This window comes from Streptomyces luteolus, assembly GCF_029968015.1.
GTDB classification, from domain to species: Bacteria; Actinomycetota; Actinomycetes; order Streptomycetales; family Streptomycetaceae; genus Streptomyces; species Streptomyces luteolus.
In genome coordinates, this window is record NZ_JASCIS010000006.1 from 190,179 (window position 1) to 206,005 (window position 15,827).

At 70.3% G+C, this 15,827-nt stretch carries 20 protein-coding genes and 1 tRNA gene; 14 read left to right on the forward strand and 7 right to left on the reverse strand.

The window, feature by feature from the left end; all coding sequences use genetic code 11:
* Window positions 1-121 precede the first annotated feature (121 nt).
* The 4 genes from QIT00_RS08260 to QIT00_RS08275 all read right to left on the reverse strand — a co-directional run bounded on the left by QIT00_RS08260 (window position 122) and on the right by QIT00_RS08275 (window position 5,613).
* On the reverse strand, window positions 122-745 hold the full coding sequence (locus QIT00_RS08260; RefSeq protein ID WP_282534469.1) for a hypothetical protein: 624 nt from the start codon (window positions 743-745) through the stop codon (window positions 122-124).
* A gap of 175 nt (window positions 746-920) precedes the next feature.
* On the reverse strand, window positions 921-1,334 hold the full coding sequence (locus tag QIT00_RS08265) for a VOC family protein (protein WP_282534554.1): 414 nt from the start codon (window positions 1,332-1,334) through the stop codon (window positions 921-923).
* A 305-nt stretch (window positions 1,335-1,639) separates the two neighbouring features.
* Complete coding sequence (locus QIT00_RS08270) at window positions 1,640-3,691, reverse strand: serine/threonine-protein kinase (RefSeq protein ID WP_282534470.1); 2,052 nt, start codon at window positions 3,689-3,691, stop codon at window positions 1,640-1,642.
* 158 nt (window positions 3,692-3,849) lie between these two features.
* Window positions 3,850-5,613 (reverse strand): serine/threonine-protein kinase, encoded by a 1,764-nt coding sequence (locus tag QIT00_RS08275; RefSeq protein ID WP_282534471.1) that lies wholly within the window; start codon window positions 5,611-5,613, stop codon window positions 3,850-3,852.
* Window positions 5,614-6,364: 751 nt separating this feature from the next.
* Between QIT00_RS08275 and QIT00_RS08280 the strand changes: the two genes are divergently transcribed.
* Window positions 6,365-6,925, forward strand: a complete 561-nt coding sequence (locus QIT00_RS08280) for an HD domain-containing protein (RefSeq protein WP_282534472.1) — start codon at window positions 6,365-6,367, stop codon at window positions 6,923-6,925.
* On the opposite strand, the gene QIT00_RS08285 is transcribed toward QIT00_RS08280, so the two are convergent.
* Together QIT00_RS08285 and QIT00_RS08290 are read right to left on the reverse strand one after the other, a co-directional pair.
* On the reverse strand, window positions 6,913-7,383 hold the full coding sequence (locus tag QIT00_RS08285) for an NUDIX hydrolase (protein WP_282534473.1): 471 nt from the start codon (window positions 7,381-7,383) through the stop codon (window positions 6,913-6,915). The genes QIT00_RS08280 and QIT00_RS08285 overlap by 13 nt on opposite strands.
* Before the next feature lie 34 nt (window positions 7,384-7,417).
* A complete protein-coding gene (locus tag QIT00_RS08290; protein ID WP_282534474.1) occupies window positions 7,418-8,149 on the reverse strand; it encodes an XRE family transcriptional regulator in 732 nt (243 codons plus the stop codon).
* Between the two features lie 160 nt (window positions 8,150-8,309).
* Here QIT00_RS08290 and QIT00_RS08295 point away from each other — a divergent pair, with 160 nt between their 5' ends.
* The 13 genes from QIT00_RS08295 (at window position 8,310) to QIT00_RS08355 (ending at window position 15,446) form a co-directional block, all read left to right on the forward strand.
* Window positions 8,310-8,672: an SCO3933 family regulatory protein gene (locus QIT00_RS08295; RefSeq protein ID WP_282534475.1), complete on the forward strand. Its 363-nt coding sequence runs from the start codon at window positions 8,310-8,312 to the stop codon at window positions 8,670-8,672.
* A gap of 2 nt (window positions 8,673-8,674) precedes the next feature.
* Window positions 8,675-10,030 (forward strand): FtsK/SpoIIIE domain-containing protein, encoded by a 1,356-nt coding sequence (locus tag QIT00_RS08300; protein WP_282534476.1) that lies wholly within the window; start codon window positions 8,675-8,677, stop codon window positions 10,028-10,030.
* An 84-nt stretch (window positions 10,031-10,114) separates the two neighbouring features.
* Complete coding sequence (locus QIT00_RS08305; RefSeq protein WP_282534477.1) at window positions 10,115-10,288, forward strand: hypothetical protein; 174 nt, start codon at window positions 10,115-10,117, stop codon at window positions 10,286-10,288.
* 75 nt (window positions 10,289-10,363) lie between these two features.
* Window positions 10,364-11,035, forward strand: coding sequence for a DUF2637 domain-containing protein (locus QIT00_RS08310; protein WP_282534478.1), 672 nt, complete (start codon window positions 10,364-10,366; stop codon window positions 11,033-11,035).
* 19 nt (window positions 11,036-11,054) lie between these two features.
* On the forward strand, window positions 11,055-11,249 hold the full coding sequence (locus QIT00_RS08315; protein ID WP_282534479.1) for a mobile element transfer protein: 195 nt from the start codon (window positions 11,055-11,057) through the stop codon (window positions 11,247-11,249).
* 14 nt (window positions 11,250-11,263) lie between these two features.
* On the forward strand, window positions 11,264-11,419 hold the full coding sequence (locus QIT00_RS08320; RefSeq protein WP_282534480.1) for a hypothetical protein: 156 nt from the start codon (window positions 11,264-11,266) through the stop codon (window positions 11,417-11,419).
* Between the two features lie 20 nt (window positions 11,420-11,439).
* Window positions 11,440-11,766 carry a SpdD-like protein gene (locus QIT00_RS08325; protein WP_282534481.1) on the forward strand — a complete coding sequence of 109 codons (327 nt, stop codon included), beginning with the start codon at window positions 11,440-11,442 and terminating at the stop codon, window positions 11,764-11,766.
* A 93-nt stretch (window positions 11,767-11,859) separates the two neighbouring features.
* The gene (locus QIT00_RS08330; RefSeq protein ID WP_282534482.1) at window positions 11,860-12,042 is read left to right on the forward strand and encodes a hypothetical protein; all 183 of its coding nucleotides are present in this window, start codon (window positions 11,860-11,862) and stop codon (window positions 12,040-12,042) included.
* A gap of 5 nt (window positions 12,043-12,047) precedes the next feature.
* Window positions 12,048-12,287 carry a hypothetical protein gene (locus QIT00_RS08335; protein ID WP_282534483.1) on the forward strand — a complete coding sequence of 80 codons (240 nt, stop codon included), beginning with the start codon at window positions 12,048-12,050 and terminating at the stop codon, window positions 12,285-12,287.
* Window positions 12,280-12,474 carry a hypothetical protein gene (locus QIT00_RS08340; protein WP_282534484.1) on the forward strand — a complete coding sequence of 65 codons (195 nt, stop codon included), beginning with the start codon at window positions 12,280-12,282 and terminating at the stop codon, window positions 12,472-12,474. Before QIT00_RS08335 ends, QIT00_RS08340 begins: the two co-directional genes overlap by 8 nt.
* Window positions 12,475-12,478: 4 nt before the next feature.
* The gene (gene repSA, locus QIT00_RS08345; protein WP_282534485.1) at window positions 12,479-13,858 is read left to right on the forward strand and encodes a replication initiator protein RepSA; all 1,380 of its coding nucleotides are present in this window, start codon (window positions 12,479-12,481) and stop codon (window positions 13,856-13,858) included.
* A gap of 23 nt (window positions 13,859-13,881) precedes the next feature.
* Window positions 13,882-14,052: a helix-turn-helix transcriptional regulator gene (locus QIT00_RS08350; RefSeq protein WP_408909740.1), complete on the forward strand. Its 171-nt coding sequence runs from the start codon at window positions 13,882-13,884 to the stop codon at window positions 14,050-14,052.
* Window positions 14,052-15,446, forward strand: a complete 1,395-nt coding sequence (locus QIT00_RS08355) for a tyrosine-type recombinase/integrase (RefSeq protein ID WP_282534487.1) — start codon at window positions 14,052-14,054, stop codon at window positions 15,444-15,446. The genes QIT00_RS08350 and QIT00_RS08355 overlap by 1 nt, the downstream gene beginning before the upstream one ends.
* Before the next feature lie 177 nt (window positions 15,447-15,623).
* Here the strand turns inward: QIT00_RS08355 and QIT00_RS08360 are convergent.
* Window positions 15,624-15,696 (reverse strand) — tRNA-Arg (locus tag QIT00_RS08360).
* Window positions 15,697-15,827 lie beyond the last annotated feature (131 nt).

Below are 15,827 nucleotides of genomic sequence, written 5' to 3' on the forward strand. Positions count from 1 at the left end.
ACCGCCGCTTGCGCGGGGCAGGTCCGGCGCGACAGCGGCGGACGCCGCCGTTCAGCTGGGGCTGCCGCGAACGCGGCGGACGCCGTTCAGCTGTGGCCCCCGCGACCGCCGCGGACGCCGTTCAACTGTGGCCCCCACGACTGCGGCGCCGGCGGATCAGCCACGCCCCACCGAGTCCCGCGGTCAGCGCGAGCGCCGCACCTCCGGCGATCCGCACCGCGGTGTCCTCCGGTGCGCCACCGCCGAGACCGCCTCTGACCTGGCCGCTCGGAGAGGTGGGGCTGGCGGTCGGGCTGGTGGTCGGGGTCGGGGAACTCACGGTGACCCGCTTGGCTCCGGCGGACGCGCCGCCCGTGCAGATCACGGCCACGGTGTAGCTGCCGGGGCTGACGCCCTGCCACGAGGCGCTCTTGCTGGTGCCGCCGCCCGCGAGGTCCACCTGCTCGCCGCCGGCGAAGCTGGCGCTCCCGTTGCCCATCAGCGAGGCCTTGCCGCCGCTGGGGCAGGAGGTGGTGGTGACCTGGACCGTCGTACCGGTCGCGGTGACATTGATCTGGGTGGGTACGACCAGGGGGCCGGACGCCGCGAGGGCGGGACTCGCGACGAGGGCGAGCGGCGCGGCAACAGCGGCGATGAACAGGCCGGAACGCGGGAAGCGGGGCGAGCGGGGTGAACTGGGGGAGCGGGGTGGGCTGGGGGAGCGGGGTGAGCGGGGGGAGCGCGGGGATATTCGGCTCGTACGCATACGCATGTCCTCCACCGAAGCCCGGGAGGCGGCACCCCCAAGGTGCCACCGGATCAGGGAGGTCCCGTGCTCCGTGTCACCGAGCCAAAGCGCTCGGCGCCCCTCGCGCACGCGGGGGACGCCGAGCGGTGGCTGTGCGGGTGACGAGCGTCAGCCGGATGGCGGCACGGAGGGTCTAGGCCGACTCGTCCTCCGTGTCGAACTCCGTGTCGAAGGTGTACGGCGCGGAGATGACCTCCATGCCGTGGCCCGCGGGGTCCATGAAGTAGACGCCGCGGCCGCCGTGGTTGTGGTTGATCTCGCCCGGCTGCTTGCCGTGCGGATCGGCCCAGAACTCGATCCCGGCCTCCTTGATCCGCGCGAAGACACCGTCGAACTCCTCCTCGGTGACGAGGAAGGCGTAGTGCTGGAGCGTGATCGACTCGGCGGGGATGGACGCGAAGTCCAGGGTGACGCCGTTGCTCGTGGCGACGGGGACGAACGGTCCCCACTCCGTCCCGGTCTCCAGACCGAGGATGTGGGCCAGGAATTCGGCGGAAGCCCGGTTGTCACGGGCGTGAATGATGGTGTGGTTGAACTCGACCGACATGGTGGGAATGCCTCCAGAGGCACTCACGGGCACCTCCACGCTCACCCAGCCGGTGACCAACGCGCGATGCCGTGCCGGGGATGGTAGGCCGACGGTTCCCGGCCGTCCACCGGTTTCCGGGCGTGCACCGGGTCTTGGGCGTGCACGCGTTTTCGCCGTTCACCGGTTTTCGGGCGTACGGGGTTGGCCAGGGCCTGCCCCTCGGACCGGTGTACGCGGGCGGGTGCCGCTCGGACCGGTGTCCGCGGGCGGGTGCCGCTCGGACCGGCGCACGCGGGCGCGTGCCGCTCACGCCCGCGTGTACGTCAGCACCGATCCTCCGTGAACTCCCGCACCAGACGGCCGTTCTCCTCCCGCAGCGTCGACGAGTCCCCGGTGACGCACGCGCCCGAGGAGGCGGCGCGGTCGACGTCGGGCGGGGCGAGGCGGACGGTGTCGTCGGCGTCCCGGCCGCCGGTGGAGACCAGGCCCATGCCGGCCTCGCAGTGCTCGCCGGCGCCTTCGGAGACCAGCCTGGCCGCCGGGCTGCCGACCGCCTCCTGCGTGACGGTCATCCGCTGCGTGCCGCCGTTCGCCAACTGCCGCTGCCAGGTGCCGAGCAGCTCGTCGGGCAACCGCTCGGGGCCGCTGATCCGGTGCAGTACGGCCGTGCGCCCGGCGGCCTCCCAGCGCAGCGCGTCCTTGCCCTCGACGACCAGGGTGTGCGCGCCGAGCGCCGAGCAACTGCCCTCGGGCACACTGCCGACCACCTTCGTGTCGAGCCGCAGCGAACTGCCGCCCGAGGCGCGGCCCGCGAGCTTGCCGTCGCTCTTGCACTCGTAGTTCCGGCCGAGGCTGATGCTGTTCGCCACGACCTCGCCGTACTGGCCCTCGCTGATCTCGAACCGCCGGAACTGGCCGCTCGGCCGCCCGTCCCGCTCCACCTCGCCGGCCCAGGTGCCGACGAAGCCGTGCGGTACGTCGGAGGCCGAGCCCTTGCCGGGCCCGCCGGAAGGCTCACCTCCGCCGAGCGGCGGCCATCCGGCGGCGGACGCGGCGACCACGGCACCGGCCACGACGGCCGCCCCGGCGAGGGCGAGCTCCAGCTTCCGGGCAGTGCGCTTCGGGCGCTGCTCCGCCGACTTCAACTGATGCGCGGAACCGCTCCGTTCGGCCCACTCCGGCTGCTGCGACGCCTTCGGCAACTGCACTGTCCCCGGCTCGACGTGAGCGGGGGCGGGGGCGGGAGTGGGGGCGGGAGTGGGAGCGGAGGCGGGGGCCGGGTCGGGAGAGGGCGCGGGGGCGGAAGCCGAACCGGAAGTGGAACCGGAAGTGGAGGCCCCGGAAGTAGGAGTGGGCGCGTGGACCGGCGCCGTGATCGGCGGGGTCGCCGTCGCGCGCGGCGGGGTGTCGGTGTCCAGCAACCGCACCGCGCGGCGCCCGAGTTCGGCGATGAGCTGGGCGGGCAGCCAGGGCGGCGCCGACGTGCCGGTCGCGACCGGCTGCACCTGATCGATGACGTCCTCGGGCCGCGTCCGCGCCGCCGGGTCCTTGGTGAGGCAGCCCGCGATCAGCGACCGCAGCGGCTCCTGGATCCCCGTCAGGTCCGGCTCCTCCTGGGCGATCTTGAACATCACGGCGTGCACCCCGCCGGCCCCGCCGCCACCGAACGGCGCACACCCGGTCACCGCGTACGCGAGCAGGGCGCCCATGCAGAACACATCGCTGGCCGGGGTCAGTTGCTCGCCCCTGATCTGTTCCGGCGACATGAAGCTGGGCGAGCCGACCACCATCCCGGCGCTGGTGAGCGTGGTCTCGGGCACCGCGTCCAGGGCACGCGCGATGCCGAAGTCGATCACTCGCGGGCCGTCGATCGTCACGAGCACGTTGGACGGCTTGAGATCCCGGTGCACGAGCCCGGCGCCGTGGATGTCGAGCAGCGCGCTGGACAGTCCGTACGCCAGGGTCCTCACGGAGTGCTCGGGCAGCGGTCCGTGGCCGCGCGGGGAGACGACGTGCTCCAGGGACGGCCCCGCGATGTATCCCGTCGCGACCCAGGGCGTGTCGGCCTCGGTGTCGGCGTCGAGCACGGGCGCCGTCCACCGGGCACCGACCCGGCGGGCCGCCTCGACCTCCAGGCGGAACCTCTCCCGGAACTCCGGCTCCGCGGCGAGCTCGGCCTTGATCAGCTTCACGGCGACGGTGCGGCCGCCCTCGGAACGCGCCAGGTAGACCCGGCCCATGCCGCCCGTACCGAGCACGTCGAGCAGACGGTACGGCCCGATCCTGCCGTCCCTGTCCCCGTCGCCGTGCCCGTTGCCGTCCCCGTCACGCGCGGACGCGGCCCCGCCCGGTACTCCCGCCGCGTGCCCTGCCATGTGCTCTCCCTCGGATCGTCCTGCCACTCCACTCTGTGTCACGAAGGTCACGAGTCGGCCGCCGAGTGGCTTCTGTTTGATGGGCGTCTTGATGGGCGTCTCGATAGGCGTCTTGACGGGCGTCGGGACGCGGCGTCTCGCTCGGAAGGCCAGGTGACTCAGGTCCGACTGCGCAGCGCCGCCCAGGTGTTGGGCCCCACCATGCCGTCGGCATCGAGTCCCTTGGCGCCCTGGAACTTCTTCACGGCGGCTCTCGTGTCCTCCCCGAACTGGCCGTCCACACCGGCGCCTCCGATGCCGTACCCGCGCTTGCTGAGCACGCACTGCACCTGCACGACCCGCTGTCCCTTGTCGCCGAAGCGGGTGAGGGCATTGCCCGAGTAGTACGTGCACTGCTTGATCCACGGCGGCGTCGGTCTGGTCGGCTTCGGCCTGGTGGTGGGCGGTCTGGGCTTCTGGCTCTCCTGCCCGCCCGGTCTCCCGGAGGCCGTACGGGTGGGGCTCGCGGGGCGGGTGCTCGACGCTCCGGAACTCGGCGCACCGTCCCGGCCGCCCCCGTCCGCGCCGGGCGAGCTGCCGCCGGGCGCGGTGCCGGACGCGGACGGTGAGGTCAGCCCGGACTCGCCCGACTGCCCAGGGGAGTCGGAGGCACTCACCGAACCGGCCGGCGCGGGCCCGGCCTCGCTCTCCGGCTCGCCCGGCCGGGTCATGAGGAACGCGGCCAGGGCGACGGCGACCACGGCGAGCGAGGCCACCACGGCGAGACGCACGCGCCGCTTGCGCCCCCTCCCGGACGGCTCCCCGCGCACGCCGGTCTCCCGCGGCAGCGTGCCTCCGGGCGGGGGGACGGGCCCGGGCGAGGCCGCGACGGACGCGGGCGACGGCGGGAAAGCGGCGGGCGCGGGCGCCTGACCGGGGGCGCCCGCCCCGATCCCTGCTCCCGGCAACCGCAGCTGCACGGTCCCGTCCACCGGCACCTGGCTCAGTACGTCGTACGCCTCCCGCCGCGCCGCCACCTGCGCGTGCAGCGGCTCGTGCCACCGCCCCGGCCAGGGACGGGCCGCCGCGGCCTCGCTCAACCGGCCCGGGGTGGGCCGCCGCCCGGGCTCCTTCGCGAGGCAGGCGGAGAGCAGATCCGCCAGGCCCGGGTCGACGGAGACGAGTTCCTCTATGACGTCCGCGTACGGCTCCTCGAACGCGACGCGGTGCATGACGTCCACCCCGGTGCCGTCGCCGAACGGGGCCCGGCCGGTCGCCGCGAAGACCAGGGTGCAGGCCAGCGAGAACACGTCCGAGACGACATCGGCCCGCCCGTCCCGCAGCCGCTCCGGCGACATGTACGCGGGCGTGCCGACCGCTTTGCCGGTCGTGGTGATCGAACTGGCGTCGGCGGCCTGCGAGATCCCGAAGTCGATGACGTACGCACCGTCCGTGCCCAGGATCACGTTGGACGGCTTGAGGTCCCGGTGCACGACCTGGGCGGCCGTCAGCTCGTCGAGCGCCCGGCCCAGTTCACCGACCAGCCGCCACACCCCGCTCGCCGGCAGCGGCCCGAACTCCTGCACGGCCTCGGACAGGTTCGGCCCCGGCAGGTACTCGGTGGCCATCCACAGCAGGTCGGAGTCGAAGCCGGTGTCGAGCAGCCGCGGCGCATGCGGACTGCGCACGCGCGCGAGGACAGCGGCCTCCCGCTCGAACCGCCGCCGGAACTCCACACTCTCCGCGTACTCGGGCCGGATCACCTTGACCGCGGCCAGCCGCTCCCCGCCGTGCGCCGTGGGCCGCGCGAGATAGACCCGCCCCATACCGCCACTGCCGAGCAGGCCCAGCGGGACATACGGCCCGATCCGCACCGGATCCCCGCTCCGCAGCAGTCCGGCCCCGGCCATCCCCAGCGCCGCTTCCGCGTCCCGCCCCGCCATGACACCCCCGCGCCCTCGGCTCCTCCCACCGATGCGCGAGGCTATCGCAGCCGACTGACATCGCCCGCCGCCGATCCGAGCGCTCGCGCATCGCGTGCGGGGCCGACGCGCAGACCGGGCAGCGGCCCCAGGGCTCACGGCCCCAGGGCTCACGGGACCAGCAAAAAGCCCCTCCCGAAGGAGAGGCGGTGGAAAGCGCCCCCGGCAGGACTCGAACCTGCGGCCAAGCGCTTAGAAGGGCCCCGTGCGCTTCCGCGGCAATAGGGCTCTGACCAGTGGGGGAGTGCCCACTCTCTGCGCTGTGATCGGCTACGTCGACACGTATTCGACAGGGCCGTGATCGCGGCTGCTGCGCACGCGGTCGGTGGAGCGGCTTTGGGCTGGAGCTGCTTTGGGGCGAGTGATCTTGGCCCCGTAAGCTTCCGGCGAGTCGGGCAGTCAGTGGACCTGCCCGTTAAAGCACGACGTTGGGGCCAAGATCTTCGAGGCTCGCCCCAAAGTGGCTGCCTAAAGCCGTGGAGCCGACCGCCCCAGCCACAGCGGGGTTCCCCACCTTCTGCCCGCAGCACGCGAGCGCGCCGACGGGCGCGGCCAGCCGGGGCGGAGACATGAGGCAGGCCGCGCCGCACAGGCGGCGCGCGCCCGCGCCGTGCGCGGGCCTTGATGAAGTAGGGAAAGTCTGTCCGCGCCAGACACCGTGGCTGACAAGCCGGGCTGTCGGCTGACGTCACCCTCGGCTACGGTGCGATTCATGCCCTCAGCACTCGACACACCTCAAGGAGCGGCCGAGCTGGCCGAGTCTCTGTTGCCCCCGCTCGGGAACCGTTGGCTGCACACGCAAGCAGTTGCGGCCCGTGCCCGCGAAGCGTCGGCGGCTGTGCCTGAGGGCGAACGTGATCTCCTCGTCGCCGCGGCCTGGCTGCATGACATCGGGTATGCCCCCGAGCTCCGGCAGACCGGGTTCCACCCGCTCGACGGCGCACGTCACTTGGAGGAATCCGGCGCACCGCAGCGGCTCGTGCGTCTGGTGGCTCACCACTCCGGCGCGGTGTATGAGGCAGAGCAGCGCGGCCTATCGGCAGAGCTTGCCGTGTACGAGCGGGAGGATTCGCCGCTTCTGGACGCACTGATCTACGCGGACATGACCACCGGCCCCGCCGGTCAGTCCTTCGAGTTCGATCGCCGCATGGACGAGATCTTGGAGCGGTACGAGCCAGGCAGCGAAGTCCACAACGCGATCACCAAGGCCCGGCCGTATCTCGGGGCCGCTGTCGAGCGGACGCTTTCCCGCCTCGCCGCTCAGCCGATGTAGGGCTCTCGCTGGCCGGCCAAGCCGTGATCGATCCGCATGCGCATCGACGGGTGGATGTTCAGCTCGTCCAGCCTCCCAGGTGCGACGAACGCAACTTCCTTGCTCTCGCTGCTCGTTCGCAGCGAGCCTCCGATGATCTGGGCCGTGAAGCAGATCGAGAACTGTTGCCGGACTTCGCCGTCGTCGTACGCCATGACGTGTGCCGGATTCGTGTAGAGCCCGACCAGGCCGGTCACCTCGACGTCGAACCCGGTCTCTTCCTTCGTCTCCCGAACCGCCGCGTCGGCAACCGACTCGCCCACGTCGACACCGCCGCCCGGCAGTGCCCACAGATCGTTGTCGGTCTTGTGGATAAGCAAGATCTCCCCGGCGTCGTTCAGCGCAACCGCCGTCACTGACGGCACGATGCTGTTCGCCTTAGGGGCGTTCGGGTCGTTGACATAGTCGATCCTGGCCATAGCAACAGCGTCGCACGTCCCCCGCGGGTGACGTCTAGGCCGTGCGGCTCCGCTCCCACGCGTAGTCGAAGCTCTTCATGTAGTGCCGGAAGGTTCGGGCTCCAGGGAGGTACCGGAAGTGCAGTACCGGGTTCTGTCCGGCGGGAGCTCCCAGGACGTGCGGATTGACCAAGACGTCCTCGTCAAAGCGGTAGATCGAGTTGTAGAGGATCGTGTCGTGAAGCCGGACATCGACGCCGGGTGTTGTCGTGGCGGGTTCGAGGTAGCGCCGCGTGATCCGGGCCCGCGCGGCCAGATCCTCTCCGATCCCTTCCTCTTCACCGCGCTGGCGGATCATCTGCGAGTCAGGGTCGCCCAGCAGGATCCGAACCGCAGCGCCGTTCTTGGCCTTCTGGGCTAGCTGGTCCGGCAGGTCCGGGTGGCTGTCGAACAGAAAGAGGCCTGCGTACACGAGGATTTCGACGTGGCTCGTCGCCTTCTCGATGAGCGACGACCACAGCCCTGTCGGAACGGCACCTCGGTGCGGGTAGTACGTGACCAGCTCGGACGTGCTCGCCGCCTCGGTCTGCTTCTCGACGGTCGGCCAGAGGTAGACCTCATCGACCCCCAGCAAGCTCGCTGTCTTCCAGCGGTGTCCACGGTGCGGGGTGCGGTCCTTGGTGATCCAGCGCTCCACGCTCTTCGGATCCACCCCAACGTGATCAGCGACGGACTGGATTGTCTCGTCACTCGCCGAAATCGTCGCGCGTAGGCGGTCGTTCGCCATGAGGTGCCCTTCCCCTAGGACGTCCGGGACGTTTTGACGGTACCTCAGACGTCCCTAAACGTCCATACGGACCGTGATACGTCCACCACCTTCTGCGGTCTCCTGATCTCATCGCCGCAACGGCGGCGCTCAACTCCAGCAAGGATCAGGAGACAAGACGATGCGTCAGATTCCGGTCGACACCTCCGCCGCCACTGTGATGGCGGCCAAGGCTCCGCAGCCGAAGGTGAAGGATCGGCGTACCGGTGAGATCGCTCAGGACGCTGAGACCGGCGCGCAGTTGATGACCGTGGACGTGATGTTCGCGGTGAACGACGAGGTCGAGATTCTGTCGGTGACCGTGCCCGAGCCGGGCATCACTGGTGAGCTTCAGATGGGCACCCCGGTTGGGCTCACCGGGTTGATTGCCCGGCCGTGGGAGAACGAGTTCAACGGGCAGAAGCGGCACGGGATCGCGTTCCGCGCGGTGGCCGTGACGTCGCTGGCCGCGGCTGCTTCCGCCTCGAAGCCGAAGGCGGCCTGATCATGGACTGGTTCCTGGTCGTGCTGGTGCTGGTCGTTGCTGCCGCGGGGCTGCTGCGGTGGCGGCGTCCGGCCTGGTACTGGATGACCTTCGGGGTCACCCTCGCTGGGTTGCGGGTCCTGGTCCGCTACGGCTCGGTCATGGATGCGTGCGGCTTGACGGTCCCGCCCGCCCGGTGGCGGCTCACACTGGCCCGCCTGGGCAATCGTCCGGTGCCGGGGCCACGTGCCCCGCGGGTGCTGCGGCTGCGGCCGACCCGGACGGGCCTGGTGCTGCGGATCAAACTCCGTCCCGGTCAGGACGCGTACGACGTAGCGGCGTCCACGGACCGGCTGCGGCACTCGTTCGGCATGTACGGGGTGTCTTCCCGTGAGCTGCGCTCGGGTGTCGTGGAGATCGCGATGACCGGCTATGACGTACTGAAGCGGGTGCAGCTGCCTGCCCGTGCAGAGCGGTCCGCGGTACGAGTCCCGGTCGCTCTGCGCGAGGACGGTGCGGTGCACTACCGCGACTACCGCCGCGTCCCGCACGCCCTCACCCTCGGTGCCACGGAGTCCGGCAAGTCTGTGTATCAGCGTGGCCTGATCGCTGAACTCGCTTCGCAAGACGTGGCGTTGGTCGGCATCGACTGCAAGCAGGGGGTCGAGCACGCTCCTATGGCCCGTCGCTTCTCGGCTCTCGCCGACAACCCGGACTCGGCCGAACTGCTGCTGGCCGCGCTGGTCGAGCACATGCAGGACGTCTACCAGCTGATCCGGGCACACCAGCGGATCAGTGCGGACACCCTGGATGCGGAGATCGCCGCCGACATCTGGGATCTGCCCGAGGACCTGCGGCCGGTGCCGGTCGTGGTCCTGGTCGATGAGGTCGCCGAACTCGCCCTGTTCGCCTCCAGGGATGAGGAGAAGCGGCGGGACCGGATCATCACCAGCCTGGTCCGCCTCGCTCAGCTGGGCCGTGCGGCGGGGGTGTATCTGGAGATCTGCGGTCAGCGCTTCGGCTCGGAACTCGGCAAGGGCATCACGATGCTCCGGGCCCAGCTCACCGGCCGGACCGCGCACCGCGTGAACGACGAGACCTCGGCGAACATGGCCTTCGGCGACATCGCCCCGGACGCCGTACTCGCCGCGATCCAGATCCCCACCGAAACACCCGGCGTCGCCGTGGCCGCGGACATGGCCGGTGGCTGGTCCCGCATCCGCGCCCCGCACACCACGCTGCGGCAGGCCGTGAACGCCTGCAACCGGCACGCGCACTGCACCCCGGAACTGCCCCACCTGGCCGCGTTCAGACCAGAGCTGCCGCACCTGAATCCGGTGCCCGCCCCGGCCGTCGAAACCGCTCCGGTCGCGGCCTGATCCCTCCTGCATCACCGGTCGGCGTGACCGTCTCGCGCCACGTCCCTACCCCTCCCATGCCCGAAACCGAAGGGAGTCCCGCTTATGGCCACACGCAAGAGCCCCGCTCGTAAGCCCGTTCCGGCTCCGTGCAAGCCCTGTCACGGCACCGGAGAGGTCCCCGTGAAGGTCCGGGTCGGCCGCTCCCACCGTGTCGTGGGCGAGCAGACCGGCATGTGCCTGAAGTGCTTCGGCACCGGCCACGCCCCCACCGACTAGCCCGCCGGGATGGGGCGGCCGGACATGTGGTCCCCGCCCCGTCCTGGCCCAACACCCCGATGGAGGTGACCCGTTATGGTCCGCTCGATCCGCTTCGATGCCGTGCTCGTTCAGGCCGTGATCGCCGGTGCCCTCTCGTTCGCACATCTTCAAGAGGTTGCTGCCGCGGCCGGACAGACCGGCTGGAAAGCCTGGGCCTACCCGATCTCGGTGGACCTCCTGCTCGTGGCCGCCTGGCGTCGTCTGCGGCACGGTGGCCCCGCTCGGCTGGCGTGGTGCTGGTTCGTGATCGCGCTGGTCGCCTCGCTCGGCGCGAACGTCGCTACCGCCGGATTCCTCGACCTTCAACACCCGCCCGCGTGGCTGCGGTTCGGGGTAGCCGGTTGGCCCGCGCTCGCCTTCCTCGGCGGAACGCTCCTCGCCCACTCCGCTCACGACCGCGAGGCGGCTGTGCCGGCCGAACCGGCACCCGCGCCCGACCTCGAATCCGATGCCGAACCGCGCCGCGTGACTGACCCCGTACCGACCCCCGAAACGGCACCGGCTGCTGTCGACTCCGGCGACCCGATTCCGGCGCTTCCTGTAGCGGAACCGATCGCTGTCCCCGCTGCCCTGGTGACGCACGCCCGCAAGGTCGCCGACGACCATCACGCCCGCACCGGCAACCAGATCGACACCGACACCCTCCGCGCCCGCCTCGGCGTCCCGGCCCCGATGGCCGACGCGATCGCCGTCCAACTGGCCTGACAAGACAAGGAGATTCGCCATGCCCTCCCGTGACTTCTTCCACTCCGTGATGCAGATCGGCCCGGTCCAGATCGGCACCCACCGCGACCGCCGCGGCCACACCAAGCACGCCGCGGTGTGCACCAACGACCGCTGCGGCTGGTCCGCCGACTACTCCAGCCAGTCCGCCGCACAGCTCGCCGCCCGCACCCACCGCTGCCGCATCGCTCACTGACCGGAGGACTCGTCATGCAAGTTCCGCTCTGGCTCGCGCTGCTCGCCGTTGGCTACCTCGGCTGCAAGCTCTTCCGCCCGCCCGTCTGGCTCATCGCGATCTTGCTGCTTGGCGGCTACCTCCTCGCCGACAGCCTGTTCGCCCCCGTCATCGACACCGCCGTCAAGTAACCCGCGAAGGGAGAAGCCCCATGCTCCGCCCGAAGATCCCGGTCAACGACCAGCCGACCGGCGAGACGATCCCGCTTACCGGCACGGCCCTGGACCACCAGCCGCAGCCCCCGACCCCGGCGCCCACGCCCGTCGCCCCGGCGGCGTCTGCCCGGCCCGCGGTGCAGCTCACGCCCGGCTCGCTCGCGCTCCTCGTCGGCGGCGGCACCGCTGCGGTTCTCGTCGTCGGTGCGGTGCTGGTCTCGATGCTCCTCGCGGTCGCGATCACCGCCGGTTCGCTCGCCGTGACCGCGCTCGTCGTGCGCTCGCTCATGAACGACCACGCCAGCGGCTCGAAGCGTTTCTAAGCGGCCCCCGGAGCGGCCTCGGTCGCCAAACTTCCGCCGCTCCGGGCGCCTGACCTCTTCCTGATCCAACGGACCCGAAAGGGAAGTTCCATCATGGCCCAGCACAGCCTTGCCCGCGTACGCATCTGCCGCGACTGCGACGGCTTCGCCACCGTCACGATCACCACCGGCACCCGCAACCCGGACGGCACCCGCGCCACCCTCACCGCCAGCTGCCCGACCTGCAAGGGCCACGGCACCACCAAGGCCCTCGCCCTCGTCCCGGCCGGGCGGTGACCAGCATGCAGAACATCACCATCTCGACCCACCTCGAAGCGGACACCGGCTTCCGCGTCACGCCCTTCGCGAAGCCCCACCCGTTCGTCTGCCTCCGCCTTGAGGGCGAGTTCAGCGAGATCGCGCTACTCGCCGCTCCTGGCAGCGCTGAGAGCCTGCGCCGCCTGGCTACTGCGGCCATCGAAGCTGCTGAGGCTCTGGACGCCATGGCCGACGAGGGGCCGGAGGTGACCGGTCGTGACTGACCTCACCCCCACCCCGGACCGGCCCGGCCTCCACATCAGCAAGCCCTCCCCCTCCACCCCGGCCACCGCCTCGGCCGTCTGCCACTGCGGCGCCACCGCCACCGCGAACGGCGACAACCAGGTCAAGGCCCTGGTCGACGGCTGGACCACCAACCACGGCCCCGCCCACCAGCAGACGGGCCGGTGACCCAATGACCGACACCGCCACCCTGGCGAGTCTCGACCCGACCACCCTCGGCGATCTGCTGAGGGTGGCTTCGGCCGACGACTTCGACCGCTGGCAGGACCAGATCCGCCGCACCGGCGGCTGCGCCGACCCGATCCACCTCACCGGCTGGACACTGACCAAGGACAAGACGACCGGCGAGACCCTGCACCACTACTCCACCGGTTCCGAGCCGGGCGGCCGCCTCCGGGTGGCCTGCGGCAACCGCCGCGCCTCCCGCTGCCCGTCCTGCGCCTGGACGTACGCGGGCGACACCTACCACCTGATCCGCGCAGGTCTGGCAGGCGACGACCGCCGAGACGTCCCGAGCACGATTCGGGATCACCCTCGGGTCTTCGCCACGCTCACCGCACCGTCCTTCGGCCCGGTCCACAACCGCCCCGACTGCGGCACCTGCCGCTGCGGTACCCGTCACACCCCGGACGACCAAGCCTTGGGCACCGCCCTCGACCCCGAGACGTACGACTACGAGGGAGCTGTCCTCTTCAACAACCACGCAGGCGACCTCTGGCACCGCTTCGCCAACCGGCTCCGCCGGGAGATCGCCGCCCGCGCCGGGATCACTCAACGCGAACTGAAGGAAACCGCCAGGCTCTCCTACGGCAAAGTCGCCGAGTTCCAGAAGCGCGGCGCCCTGCACTTCCACGCCGTGATCCGCATCGACGGCCCGGACGGCCCCGAGACCCCGCCCCCGCACTGGGCGACGGTCACCCTCCTCACGGACGCGATCCGATCCGCAGCGACGCACGCCTACACATCGGTCTCCGTCCCGGCCGCCGCCGACCAACCCGCATGGACCTTCCGCTGGGGCCGACAGCTGGACATCCGCCCGGTGAAGGCCTTCGGCGACGGCTCGGACATCACCGAACAGGCCGTGGCCTCATACGTCGCCAAGTACGCCACCAAGGCAGCAGAGAACACCGGCACCCTCGACCGCCGCATCGGCGAACTGGCCGAACTCGACCGCCACGACATCCCCGACCACACCCGCCGCCTCATCGAAGCCTGCAAGCAACTCGACCCGCTCTACCCGGACCGCCGCCTCTGGGCCTGGGCCCACATGCTCGGCTTCCGCGGCCACTTCTCCTCCAAGTCCCGGCGCTACTCGACCACCCTCGGCGAACTCCGCCAGGCACGCGCCGACTTCCGCGCCGCACAGGAACGCGAAGCCCTCGGCCTCGAAGATCGCGAACCGAGCACGGTCCTCGTCTTGTCCGACTGGCAGTACGCCGGGCACGGCCATACCCCCGGCGAATCCGCCCTCGCCGCCACGATCGCCCGCGGCCTCCAACTCAACCGCGACACCGCCCGCGAAGCCCTGCTCAGTGAAAGGAGCACCGGATGACGACCGCCCTCCGATCACGCGCGATGCTTACTCTCGCTGAGGTCTGCGAAGAGCTGAGCATCTCGCGCTCGACCTTTTACGACTGGCGCGCCAAGCGACGTGCTCCGCGTTGCCTCAAACTCCCGAACGGCGACCTCAGGATCCGGCGGAGTGATCTCGATCACTGGCTAGACGACCGTGAGGACGCTGCCTGATGGAGACGACGTACGACGTCAAGGTGTACAAGATCCTTACGTACAAGGGTGCCCGCAAAACCACGTACACGGTCCGCTGGGTCGTAGCTGGCAAGCGCTGGCGTGAGCCGTTCGACACGGTCGCGCTCGCTGAGGGCTTCCGCTCCGAGCTGATCCAAGCGACGGGCAAGGGCGAGGCGTTCGTCATCGCCACGGGGCTGCCGGTGTCGCACCGCTCCAAGTCGGCGTCCATGAGCTGGTACAAGTTCGCCGTGCAGTACGTGGATGCCCGCTGGTCTCAACTTGGTGGCAACAGCCGCAAGAACACCGCCAAGACGCTCACAGCGGCCACGATCGCTCTGCTTCGCACGCAGCCAACCCAGTTCGATCCCGTGGCCGTACGCACGGCTCTACGTGAGTGGGCGTTCAATGCGAATCGTCGGCAGGACGCCTCACAGGACGTGGTGACCATCCTCCGGTGGGTAGAGCGGAATTCGCTCCCTGTCTCGTCCTGGGAGGACGCCGAGAAGGTTGACGACGTCCTACAGGTCATGGATACACGGCTCGACGGCAAGCAGGCCGCGGCCTGGTCTCGCAAGCGCCATCGCCGGATCCTCAACGTGGTTATGAAGTACGCGATCAGGCGTCGCATCCTGCGAACCAACCCGCTCCCCAAGGGCAAGGAAGCGACGACCACGACGAAGACAACGAACGCCGTGGATAAGCGCTGCCTGATCAACCCTGGGCAGGCGGCCGGACTGCTCGGCTGGGTTCGTCAGAGGCCTCGGGGTGGCAAGCGACTGCATGCGTTCTTCGCGGTCATGTACTACTGCGGGCCTCGCCCGGAAGAGGCTGTAGCCATGCGGGTGCAGGACGTGAGCCTGCCTGATGCCCAAGCAACTGACCAGTGGTGCGAACTGCTGATCCATACGGCGACTCCGGAAGTCGGCAAGCAGTGGACAGACTCGGGAGAGATCCATGAGGAGCGCGACTTGAAGGGCCGTGCGGAAGGGGACACTCGCACCGTCCCCGGGCATCCTGCTTTGACGCGCATCCTCAGGCAGCACATCGACGACGAAGAGCTCAAGCCGGGTGATCTCTTGTTCCAGGGCGAGAAGAGCGGCATTCTCGCGGGCTCTGTCATCCGTCGTGCCTGGCGTAGCGCGCGCAAGGCGGTGCTGCCCCTGCATGTCTTCGAGTCACCTATGGGCAAGCGCGTGTACGACCTTCGGCACACGCGCCTGACGAAGTGGCTGAACGATGGGATCCCACCCGCACAGGTAGCCGAGTGGGCAGGCAACGGCGTCCCCGTGCTGCTTGCGATCTACGCTCGATGCGTCGACGGCCAGCTGTCGGACCTGAAGAAGCGGCTCGAAGCGGCTGGGGACCTCGAAGACCTCCCCGCCGCCGACTGATCCGCCGCCAAGAACTTCGACACGTATTCGACACGGCGACCCGCAGAAACCCGGTGACAGCCGGACAGCCCCGGACCCGCCCCGTGATCATCGGGGGAGCGGCCGGGGCTTCTGCACGTGTGCGCAATGGGCCTCTGACCAGCAAAAAGCCCCTCCCGAAGGAGAGGCGGTGGAAAGCGCCCCCGGCAGGACTCGAACCTGCGGCCAAGCGCTTAGAAGGCGCCTGCTCTATCCACTGAGCTACGGGGGCTGACCTGCGTATAAGCAGCTTCCGGGCGCTTTCCCCCAGGTCGCGGGGGACGCATGGGGGAATCGCGGATTCCCGGTGCCGGGGGACGCGAGCGCTCCCCGATCGGGGGCATCACACTATCTTCACGCCCC